The sequence below is a fragment of the Streptococcus sp. FDAARGOS_256 genome, assembly GCF_002289235.2.
In the GTDB taxonomy this organism is placed as follows: domain Bacteria; phylum Bacillota; class Bacilli; order Lactobacillales; family Streptococcaceae; genus Streptococcus.
On record NZ_NTGM02000001.1, the window covers coordinates 1,972,005 to 1,981,948 of the forward strand.

Genomic DNA, 9,944 nt, shown 5'->3' on the forward strand with positions numbered 1-9,944 from the left:
TAGCAGAAAGAGATTGAGAAAAATAGAAAGGAGAAAGAATGGTTGAAAATAAGCGAAGTCAAAAACAATGCTTTTTACCAATTTCCTCAATGGTTGCTAGATGAAGAATATAAGCGTTTGAGCCTGAGAGCGAAAGTCGTGTATATGTTGATTTTTGATAGACGTACATTGTCTATTCAAAATAAATGGCATGATAAAAATGGAGACGTATTCGTCTACTTCACAAATAAACAGTTCATGAATTTACTTAATTGTGATGAAAAAACAGTAATTAAGGCAAAGAGAGATTTGCAAGATATTGGATTGCTTAGGGAAGTTCAGCAAGGTGTAAATAAGCCTAACAGATTATATATTTCTGGAACTGGAAAAATTACAGGTCAAGAACTGGAAAAATTACAGTCTGGAACTGGAAAAATTACAGGTCAAGAACTGGAAAAATTACAGTCAATCAAGACTGATAATATCAAGACTAATATATCAAGACTGAGTGAGCCAGAGGGTGCTGGTGCTAACTCTTTATATAGTGTAGAGGACACCCCACCACAAAATGATTTGGGAATTGTTCATGATTGGATTTTGTCAGAGTTTGGACGATACCCAACACCGTTTGAAATCGAGGACTTGAAAGTATTCTTGCAAGACCATAGTAAAGAGGTTATCAAGTTAGCTATCAAGGAGTGTGTCGGCAACGGTAAGCCTTATTTCAAGTATCTAAGTAGCATCTTGAGGGACTGGAAGCAGAAAGGCCTTGTTACTGCTGAACTGGTCGAGAATAGGCAGAATCCTGCTCGGTCAAGCAGTAAGTCAAACGGTCGCTTGAGATTGTCAGATGATGGATTTGATCCACGGCTTGGATTCTAGGGGGTGCGCATGCAAGTAGTATCAAGCAAAGAATTGCAAGAAAGAGCCTTGCAGGTTGAGACGTTGAAGCAACAATGCCCCAAACATGAAGGGGTCTATATGTGGCAGTCAGTCAATCCTTGCACTCACAGAACCCTGACCTATTGTCCTGAATGTGTTCAAGAGATCATCGACCAGAACGCAAGCGAGCAGTTAGCCATTGCTGAAGCTCAAATCAGAGATACAAGATCCTACTCTCTATTTATGAAAGAGAGCATCATCCCAAACGATTTGAAAAATGCGACTGTTGGGAATTTTGAAATCCATACAGAGCAGGATGCTGAAGCAGTCAATTTCGCTAAGCGTGTAACGGCTGACTATGTGAAAGAGCGATATGAAGGAAATACGATTATCTCTGGACCGCCTGGAGTTGGCAAGAGCCATCTGGCCGTCGGGATAGCTAAGACCTTAAACGAGAGCTTTCAAATGCTCCAAGTCCGCAAGTCGGTCGTCTATATGCCGTCCATGGAGTTATTCTCTCGGATGCAAGAGGCTTTTCAATACAAGGACTCAAAATGGGAACAGCGCTCTGTCGTGAAGTTCCTGCAAGGTGTCGACTTCTTGGTTTTGGACGACCTCGGCAAAGAGTCGAGTGTCGGGAATGAAATCAGACAAGGCAACAACTGGATGCAAAAAATCCTGTATCAAATACTTGAGAACAGGACGAATACAATTATCACAACTAATTTTGAGGGCAAGCACCTCAAAGAACTTTACGAGCAAAGTCTCGTAGATAGAATAACGAAAGGAAACATGAAGACGAATGCCTTTAAATTCAGCAAAGACACAGCTTCAAGACGCTCCTTGTCAGCAAGTGACTACTGAGGAACGTAAGCGAGCCATTGAGCAGTTCGAGAGCCGATTTTACGGACTATCGACTCTGCTTAAAGAACGGTTGATGATCACGACAGACGAGCGATTCACAAATAAGATGAACGAGCTGACGTATTATGCGACAAATGGAAGTGTCTACACGACATACAAATAAAAAGCACCTGACGGCAATCAGGCGCATGACAAAATTATTCAAGGAAATTATACCACGAAAGGGGTCAAAATGAAAGTCACAGTATATGCTTACGGTCGAAAATTAGAACCAGATGAACCAATTATTATCCCAAAAAATCATCGTTTCTATGATATTTGGAACGGAATTGCAAACGAAATGCTCGACAAAGAGGAAGAGGTAGCTTAATTAAATTACTTACTAAATTAAAACTCGGTCTTGAGGGAATCATCCATGAAGTAAGCCTTGACTGGAGAGTAGTCGCAGTCGAACTTAACGAAGACCTTCTCGAAGAGCGCAAACGTCGCTTTGCTTTCGAGCAAGAAAACTACAATTTGAAGCAGGAGCTTGCTGCCTACAAGTACAAAGAAAACTTTGATATCAAGGCTAGACTGCAAGGAGAAATGTAGATGTACATTATATCAATCCATGTCAAGAATACTGAAACTGGAAACGAGGATTTCAGTATGATTGGACGTGACTTTTTGCCAATTGGCAAGCAAGATTATTCGGCTACTGTTTTCGAGACTAAGGAAGAAGCTATTGCTTATTTGAAATCAGCTTCGTATGAAGCTGCGGGAGTTTATGGCAATGACTGGGAATTTCAAGACAAGACTTCTTCTGGAGTGGAATCCCGTTGTCGAATTTGGAAAGTCGGAGAATAAAGGAAAAAGGAGAACAATATGTTTAAAGCACTAAAAGCAATCAAAAAAATCAAACAACTTCAGAAAGAAATGCATGCTTTCAGTCTTGCGTTTCTAGCTCTACAAGATATGGGCTTGATGCCAGAGACTGAAAGAAGCAAGGCGAAGGCTCAAGCAATCCATGATGTAAGCCACGTACTCAAGGACATCTTGGACGGCAAGTCAGTAGAAGAAGCCATGAAACGTCTAGATGTCAAAGTGAAAGCTGAAGAGGTGGAGCAGGAAGATGAACAGAATTGAACTTGAAAACCGTGTGTGGCTTTTGGCCAACAATGAAGAAAAAAACGAATTGCTGGATCTCGGTTTGACATCTAAAGTTCGATATGTGAAGCGAGTCCTGGAACTAGGGAAGGTGTATGCTCATGTTTGATTACGACAGAGACATAATGCAACCGCCCGAACCCAGGGAAGAACTCGACCCAAGCCAGTTCGTATATATTGGATGCGGTCAGTATCGATATGTAGGTGATGAAGTTTAAAAGCGAAAGGAGCACACATGATCAGTAGAGAAATGAACAAAACTGAGACAGAGGTCTTGAATTTGATTATTAACCGAGCCAGTTTTGAAGAGCCTATCACGGCATTGGACATCCGAAAAGAAACAGGTCTGTCAAAGCGTATGCTTGAGCAAGTGATTGAAAGCCTGCGAGTGAACTTCAAACATCCGATAGTTGCCAAGAAATTTAAACCGAACGGATACTATCTTCCTCGAAATGAAGAAGAAAGGCAGGCAGGTCTAGCACCGTATCGCAGACAGATTCTGACCGAGCAGAAGAACTTGTCCATCGTCATGGCCGTGGATTTAGATAAGTATTGGAAGTTAGAGCATGATTGAAGAATTACACGCAGAAATCGACAATTGGCGGTCTGACTATATCCATCTTGGCCGAGAACTTGGGAAAATTATCAACGAGCAACAAAATATTATTTTGAAATTGCAAAACGCAAACAGACGCTTGAAGCGTGAAAATTGGAATTTAAAGAGAACGAAAGGAAGAAAGAAATGACAAACGAACTAGCGCAAACAAAAGGAGCATATTTAACAGATTTACAGAAACTTGACGGAGCAACTTTGAGAAATTTCGTTGACCCAAAACATCAAGCAAGCCCGCAGGAATTGCAGACATTGTTAGCAATTGTTAAAAATCGTAATTTAAACCCGTTCACAAAAGAAGTTTATTTTATTAAATACGGTAACAATCCCGCTCAAATCGTTGTTTCAAAGGACGCCTTCATGAAACGAGCCGAACAAAATCCAAATTATGATGGATTTGAAAGCGGGATCATCTACGAAGATGCAAGCGGAGAATTGAAAAACAAAAAAGGCGTTATATTGCCAAAAAATAGCACTCTAATCGGTGGCTGGTGTGAGGTCTATCGCAAAGACCGAACAAGACCAGTCTATCGTGAAGTAGAGTTGTCAGCATATAACACTGGCAAGAACTGGTGGCAGAAAGCTCCAGGGCAAATGATTGAAAAAGTCGCTATCGTTGCAGCGGTTCGTGATTCATTCTCAGAAGATGTAGGCGGACTCTACACTAGCGAGGAAATGGAGCAAGCAGCACCTATCGATGTAACTCCTCAAGAAAGCCGTGAGGATGTTGTAGCACGCAAGATGACTGAGATTGAGCAATTCAACAAAGAGCAAGAGGCAAATCATGCAGATCCTGAACCTGCTCAAGCTGAGGAGCCAATACAGGGTGAATTGCTAGACGGTGAACTAGAATACTAGGAGGACAACATGCAAGAATTACAGGTAAAAGTAACACAGGCACAGGTTGAAATCATTGACCGTGAGAAATTTGAGCAGAATATCAATGATGTTGTGGCCAAGTACCAAAATTACACGGTAACAGCTGCAACCATCAAGGATGACAAGCAAGTACTTGCTAATTTACGAAAACTAGACAAGCAAGTCTCTGATGAGCGTATCAGAAACAAGAAACTACTTTCTGAGCCTGCTGATGAGTTTGACAAGTACATCAAAAAAGCCATCCAGCCACTCAAAGACATCATCAATAAGATTGATGTAGATGTCAAAGAGTTTGAAAACCATCAAAAAATGGTCAGACTAGACACAGTTAAGGCTTACATCTCAAACAAGTCAGCTGAGTACATGATAGACCCTAGAGCCTTTGATGAAAAGGCTACAGAGTACATCAAGGCTAGTGATTTCATGGCAGATGGGATGACCCTCAAAAAAGCTACCATGAAAAGCCTTGATGACATGGTCACATTTGAATTTCAGAAACAGCAAGAGCTTGAGAAATCAAAATCAGCTATCTCAGGCCTCTGTGCTGAGTATGGGATGACTGACTCTCCATACATCAGAATGTTAAGAGATTTGACCCTTGCTGAGGTCTTTGAACAAATAAAAGCTGACTATGAATTTGAAAAGCAAAAGGAAGAAACCAGACAGGCTCAAGAACGAGCAGAGCGAGAAAATCAGGAACTTTTAGCAGCTCAACAAGCCAAACAGCAAGAACAGGCTCCAAAATCAACGGAAACCCCAAATTTTGACCCAGAAACAGGCGAAATTTTGGATAGTGAGCAAATCCCTCAAAATGAGCAGAACTCTCTTAGAGGGGCTGAAAACGACCTAAAACGATATACCCAAAAAATGACTTTAGAGGTGTATTTTGTAGATACAGCCGAAAAAGACCGTTTCAAGGCTACTCTTGAACAAGCAGGGTTTAAATTTAAGGAAAACTATCAAGTCAGCGGTTATCAACGTATTGAACCTTTGACACAGGAGGAGCTCAATGAGCAGAATGGGTGGTAAAAATGGAGATTAAAAAAGTATCAGATAGCATTTCAATCTATTCAGACGGAAAGAGATTGCAAGTCATCCATGACTTAGGAGATGAGTTTATTTTAGATTTCAAGATAGAGCAAGATGATGTATGGAACCTTGATGGACAAGTCTTGGAAATTATCAATAATCTTGAGCCAGTATTCAAAATTTGTGGCTTTTGCTCAAAAGCTGGAGAGGATATGCACAGATTAAGATGGGCTATTCTACAATTTGAGGAATTTGAACGATATATCAAAGACAATCAGGATGAGCTGATGAAATGGTGGCACAATCCAGGAAAGGAGAGGAAAGAAAATGAATGATTTTATCAAAGAGATTGGGATGGCTATCCTATGGATGTTTTTAGGCTATCTCTTGGGAGAGCGTAGCGCTAGAGAGGACAAAACGGATGATCAATAATGTCACATTGGTTGGGAGGCTTGTAGCGCCTCCTGATCTACGAAAAACGCCTAACAATGTATCTAGCCTGCAGGGCACACTTGCGGTCAATCGCAATTTCAAGAATGAGAACGGAGACCGTGAGGCTGATTTTATCAATTTCCAAGCGTGGCGAGGCACAGCTGACATCATTGCTCAGTATTGCAGCAAGGGCTCACTTATTGGGATCATTGGACGCATACAAGTCAGGTCTTACGAGAAAGACGGTCAGCGTCGATATGTGACCGAAGTAGTCGCTGAGAGTGTAGCTCTGCTAGAGAGTCGCAACAGTCAGCACGGACAAGGGCAAGGCAACAGTTTCCAAAGTGGAAATAACTCACCTTTTGCCGATCCTAACCAATTTGACCTCCCAGCTGACGGTTTACCGTTTTAGGAGGTATTGATGTCAGACAAAAAAATGACTGTTTGGGCATTGTTTGACAGTGGGAATGGTAGCTATACAAAAGGCGTTAAAGCTCTGAATAGTTCGGGGGGGGCGAACATTGACATCTATCCAATCGGAATAGATGTAGAAAACAAGAACGATCATTTTATAAATTTGAACCTTGCTGACTATGGGCGCTTGTTTGGAGACAACACACTTTTTGACAAACTTGACAAGTTGCCAAAGCCTGATTTGATAATAGCTAGCCCACCATGTGAAAGCTGGAGTAATGCTAGTGCTATGTGCGAGGGTAACGCTTGCTGGAAACAAGAAGACCTCTCAGATAGCCTCTTTGCTCCACAAAGGGAGCCTAGCATGTTTACAATCAGGAACGCCTCTGACTACGAGAAAGCCTATATAAATTATCAGTATGACCGTCAATTTATGAAGAGAGTCAATGGGGAGCTTTGTGCTTTCAATACCATTGAGATCATCAAGCGGTATAACCCTAAATATTTCATCATAGAGAACCCAGCAAGTGGGCGTTTGTGGAAATATATTGAGGATGTCATGGATTTCAAGCTCCCACATCTCAACCTCACACGCTACAACAATTATGACTACCCTTTGCAGAAACCCACAAAGTTTGCTAGTAATCTTGATTTAGGTCTTAAAAATGACATTATCAAGCAAGAAATTGAATGGGGAAAATTCTCTAAGTCATACAACGAACGGTCAAACATTCCCAAAAACCTAGTAATAGAGATTTTTACTAAGGTTTACAATGAATTTTTACAGGAGAAAGAACATGGCAAGTAAAACCAATGTGACAGAACGTATTGCTATCATCATTGAGAAACAAAAATAGAGGTCGTTACGACCCTAAACTATGATATGAGCATTAGCTTTGATAACAAAGACGCCGCACCCACACTAGATGAGAATGGTGATCTTTTTGAACCAGTCTACAAGCGCAAAGTTCAGGCAATTCCCAAAAATGATGTATTTTTTACCTCATTGACACGAGTCAAGAGCAACATCAAAACACTACAAGAGGTTAAGAAATTCTTTGAGTTCGTAAATGAAAACAGAGAAAATCTCTTTGAGATGGCAGGATTTAAGGGGCTCTTGGATGAAATTGACCCTGAACATTGAGCCTAAGCCTCAATCACGGCCAAGATTTGCAAGGCGTGGGAGTTTTACCACGACTTATGAAGATAAGGGGATGAAAGCCTGGCGCAATCATTGCCAGCTGCTCATTGCTAATCAGTACATGGGCAAGCCTATTCTTGAGGGAGCTTTGAGGGCAAAGGTTAGATTTTATATCAAACCTCCTCAGTACATTTCTAAGGCGAAGAAGAACCAGCAGCCCTCCTGGATGAAATCATTCCAGTAGGCAAAAAGCCTGACATTGACAACTACGAAAAAGCGCTATATGACAGTATGTCAGGGATCGTATTCCAGGACGACGGTCAGATAGCTCTACATGATGTAGGCAAGTTCTACAGTCTAAATCCACGGATAGAGGTTGAGGTGAATAGGATAAACCATGAAATACAACAAACAAACAATGATTGACGGGTTGAAGCGGTCAATCGAGAAAATGGAAAAGGAAATCGAGGAGTATTCGAAGCCGTGCGATAGACGAGTCGGACAAGGTCGTACTGCTCATCGTGAGTTTTTGAAGAAAAAATTAAAGAAAATGAAAGCGCAGTTGAAGGAGCTGGAAGATGAATAAGCAGGAATTGATTGATGTCCCACGGATTTTGTTCCCCGTTGGAACAGAGGTTTTAATAAAAGGAAAGATAGTTGGCTTAAAGGCGCTTGATGACAGGTTTGTTGAGAGCGTTGTTAAACTTGCCTACGGCGAACAAATTATTGCTCCAAACGATGCGATTTATGTCAAGGATGAACCAGAAGCAGGTCAAACAGATGAAGCTCCACGCTATGTCAAGAATATACTAGCACGATTGCGAGAATTGCCATTGCATGACCGTGAAGTTTGGCTGAAGGCTATCATGGGTGAATTTGAGCAAGATTTCAGTCGTGCAAAATGGCGTGAAGGTTACGAGCAAGGTAAAGTTGAGGGAGAATGGGTTGGCAGTCGATTGAAAAATGCTGATAAGATTCGGCAAGAATTGAATAAAGTCAAAGTAAAGCAGTTTGTGGCGGATTGGTATGAAGAGAATAAGGATGGTTTTGAAGGGAATTTGTATCGATGCGCCTATAATATTCCATCTGTTTTTGACGGTGCTAAACTTAATGAGTTTGAAAGGTGGTTTCTAACCGCTGGCACAAAACCATTTCAAACCCTCGTCAATATGCACCAATTCGGCTACGAGGTCGAGAAAGAGAAGCGGTATTTGGTGAAGATGAAAAACATACTAGATAGAGAGAGCTTCTTGAATTTAAGTAATACTACAAAAATTTGGTTTTTTGGAGACAAAAAAGACACAGAGTATGTCTATGTACACCACACCCGTAAAGAACTAGAAGAAGCCAACTTCGGATGGGTATTTGATTGCCCAGGGATTGAGATTGAGGAGGTGGAGTGATGGAAGACACTATTTGGCTAGAATGGATCGCTGAGGTTATGGCGACTAGGCCTGTTGGCAATGAACTGCTAGAAAGCCAACGAGGTCAAGAAGTAGTTGACTTGTTGTTGGATTTAGAGAGAAATGACTTTAATTGGCATCGAGGTGACGCAGATGTTTTTTGGATAGATGCACAGATGTGTATCAAGTACAAGCTTTCTAATGCTGAAATTAAATTCTTAGCAAGTCAGCAACCAGGCGTTGTCAACTACAAGAAACATGCAAAAGAAAGAAATGCTTATGCAGAGATGATGAGAGGTCTTGAAAAATTGAAAGAACTCAACTTTCCAGAAATTTATAATCATTCATTATCTCCAGAAGAAGAAAAGAAAAAATTTGAAGAAGAGATGGCAGCCGAGCAGAACTACATATCGCCTTATCAAAAATTAGATGAAATTGAAAAGCGATTTTACGAAAACCAATTTTTGTTTGGTAAAAAGTGATGCAAGGTGCAATGAGTATTGTTTCGAGTGATAAGAAAATTGCTATTGAGAATTTCTTCAATGTCGGAAGTCATCGAATTAAATTCACAGTTGAGGAGGTCGTAGATTGAAACGATTCATAGTAGTATGGATTCTGGCATCAGCTGGGCTAAATATCTGGCAGATGGGCAGGATTCGAGAGTTGGAAGAAAAGCGCCCGATGGTTGTCTATAAAGCTGATAATCAAGGCGCTGAGATATTTGGTAAGGTCGTCGAAAAAGGACGGCATGGCAAGCTATACACGCTTACCATTCGTGATTACGGCATTTTCGTAGTAACGAAAGATTTATATGACAAGGTGAAAGTTGGAGATGAGGTGAGGTTATGAACAACACAGAATTAGAAAACAAGGTTCAACAATGGTTTGTTGATAGAAATTTACATGAAGCAAATCCGGTCAAGCAGTTCTTGAAGCTCATGGAAGAGTCAGGAGAATTGTTTGAGGGTATCGCAAAGGATAAATCTGAACTGATTTACGATGCGCTTGGTGATATTCAGGTCGTATTGATTGGACTTGAGCAACAAATCAAGAATGGTGCTCAGATTTCAGCCAATCAACAGGAACTTGAATTGCTACTGATGGTTTCAAGTTTGGGCAATATCGCTCAGAAGCTATATGCTCATGTCTGCCACAATGAGAC

General features: G+C 41.0%; 20 protein-coding genes and 1 pseudogene. All 21 read left to right on the forward strand.

The features are described from left to right. Positions 1-42: 42 nt before the first annotated feature. The gene (locus tag A6J84_RS09880; RefSeq protein WP_095725781.1) at positions 43-861 is read left to right on the forward strand and encodes a replication initiator protein A; all 819 of its coding nucleotides are present in this window, start codon (positions 43-45) and stop codon (positions 859-861) included. Positions 862-870: 9 nt separating this feature from the next. After that, entirely contained in the window at positions 871-1,725 is an 855-nt protein-coding gene (locus A6J84_RS09885) for an ATP-binding protein (RefSeq protein ID WP_095725782.1), read from the forward strand. A 232-nt stretch (positions 1,726-1,957) separates the two neighbouring features. Next, a complete protein-coding gene (locus A6J84_RS10170; protein WP_095725783.1) occupies positions 1,958-2,095 on the forward strand; it encodes a hypothetical protein in 138 nt (45 codons plus the stop codon). Continuing rightward, the gene (locus A6J84_RS09890; protein ID WP_095726471.1) at positions 2,095-2,316 is read left to right on the forward strand and encodes a hypothetical protein; all 222 of its coding nucleotides are present in this window, start codon (positions 2,095-2,097) and stop codon (positions 2,314-2,316) included. The genes A6J84_RS10170 and A6J84_RS09890 overlap by 1 nt, the downstream gene beginning before the upstream one ends. Next, complete coding sequence (locus tag A6J84_RS09895; protein ID WP_084856294.1) at positions 2,317-2,571, forward strand: hypothetical protein; 255 nt, start codon at positions 2,317-2,319, stop codon at positions 2,569-2,571. A gap of 18 nt (positions 2,572-2,589) precedes the next feature. Continuing rightward, positions 2,590-2,850 (forward strand): hypothetical protein, encoded by a 261-nt coding sequence (locus A6J84_RS09900; protein WP_095725784.1) that lies wholly within the window; start codon positions 2,590-2,592, stop codon positions 2,848-2,850. Further along, positions 2,837-2,980 (forward strand): hypothetical protein, encoded by a 144-nt coding sequence (locus tag A6J84_RS10175; protein WP_192831372.1) that lies wholly within the window; start codon positions 2,837-2,839, stop codon positions 2,978-2,980. Before A6J84_RS09900 ends, A6J84_RS10175 begins: the two co-directional genes overlap by 14 nt. A gap of 126 nt (positions 2,981-3,106) precedes the next feature. Next, positions 3,107-3,445 (forward strand): hypothetical protein, encoded by a 339-nt coding sequence (locus A6J84_RS09905; RefSeq protein WP_095725785.1) that lies wholly within the window; start codon positions 3,107-3,109, stop codon positions 3,443-3,445. Beyond that, positions 3,438-3,617 (forward strand): hypothetical protein, encoded by a 180-nt coding sequence (locus A6J84_RS09910; protein WP_095725786.1) that lies wholly within the window; start codon positions 3,438-3,440, stop codon positions 3,615-3,617. Before A6J84_RS09905 ends, A6J84_RS09910 begins: the two co-directional genes overlap by 8 nt. Continuing rightward, positions 3,614-4,342 carry a phage recombination protein Bet gene (gene bet / locus A6J84_RS09915; protein WP_095725787.1) on the forward strand — a complete coding sequence of 243 codons (729 nt, stop codon included), beginning with the start codon at positions 3,614-3,616 and terminating at the stop codon, positions 4,340-4,342. Before A6J84_RS09910 ends, bet begins: the two co-directional genes overlap by 4 nt. Before the next feature lie 9 nt (positions 4,343-4,351). Continuing rightward, complete coding sequence (locus A6J84_RS09920) at positions 4,352-5,392, forward strand: DUF1351 domain-containing protein (protein ID WP_095725788.1); 1,041 nt, start codon at positions 4,352-4,354, stop codon at positions 5,390-5,392. A 2-nt stretch (positions 5,393-5,394) separates the two neighbouring features. Continuing rightward, complete coding sequence (locus A6J84_RS09925) at positions 5,395-5,727, forward strand: hypothetical protein (protein ID WP_095725789.1); 333 nt, start codon at positions 5,395-5,397, stop codon at positions 5,725-5,727. 86 nt (positions 5,728-5,813) lie between these two features. After that, positions 5,814-6,236 (forward strand): single-stranded DNA-binding protein, encoded by a 423-nt coding sequence (gene ssb / locus A6J84_RS09930; RefSeq protein WP_095725790.1) that lies wholly within the window; start codon positions 5,814-5,816, stop codon positions 6,234-6,236. A gap of 9 nt (positions 6,237-6,245) precedes the next feature. Continuing rightward, positions 6,246-7,046 (forward strand): DNA methyltransferase, encoded by an 801-nt coding sequence (locus tag A6J84_RS09935; RefSeq protein WP_095725791.1) that lies wholly within the window; start codon positions 6,246-6,248, stop codon positions 7,044-7,046. A gap of 75 nt (positions 7,047-7,121) precedes the next feature. Beyond that, a complete protein-coding gene (locus A6J84_RS09940) occupies positions 7,122-7,382 on the forward strand; it encodes a hypothetical protein (protein ID WP_227743437.1) in 261 nt (86 codons plus the stop codon). Beyond that, a pseudogene (locus A6J84_RS10345) lies at positions 7,360-7,805 on the forward strand (RusA family crossover junction endodeoxyribonuclease). Before A6J84_RS09940 ends, A6J84_RS10345 begins: the two are co-directional and overlap by 23 nt. Further along, positions 7,777-7,965, forward strand: a complete 189-nt coding sequence (locus tag A6J84_RS09950; protein ID WP_095725794.1) for a hypothetical protein — start codon at positions 7,777-7,779, stop codon at positions 7,963-7,965. The pseudogene A6J84_RS10345 and the gene A6J84_RS09950 overlap by 29 nt, the downstream one beginning before the upstream one ends. Beyond that, positions 7,958-8,782 (forward strand): DUF1642 domain-containing protein, encoded by an 825-nt coding sequence (locus A6J84_RS09955; RefSeq protein WP_095725795.1) that lies wholly within the window; start codon positions 7,958-7,960, stop codon positions 8,780-8,782. Before A6J84_RS09950 ends, A6J84_RS09955 begins: the two co-directional genes overlap by 8 nt. Continuing rightward, complete coding sequence (locus A6J84_RS09960; protein ID WP_227743438.1) at positions 8,782-9,264, forward strand: hypothetical protein; 483 nt, start codon at positions 8,782-8,784, stop codon at positions 9,262-9,264. Before A6J84_RS09955 ends, A6J84_RS09960 begins: the two co-directional genes overlap by 1 nt. 106 nt (positions 9,265-9,370) lie before the next feature. Then, a complete protein-coding gene (locus A6J84_RS09965) occupies positions 9,371-9,631 on the forward strand; it encodes a DUF1372 family protein (protein WP_095725797.1) in 261 nt (86 codons plus the stop codon). Further along, on the forward strand, positions 9,628-9,944 hold a 317-nt coding region (locus tag A6J84_RS09970), incomplete at its 3' end, for a MazG-like family protein (RefSeq protein WP_193756715.1). The genes A6J84_RS09965 and A6J84_RS09970, both read left to right, overlap by 4 nt.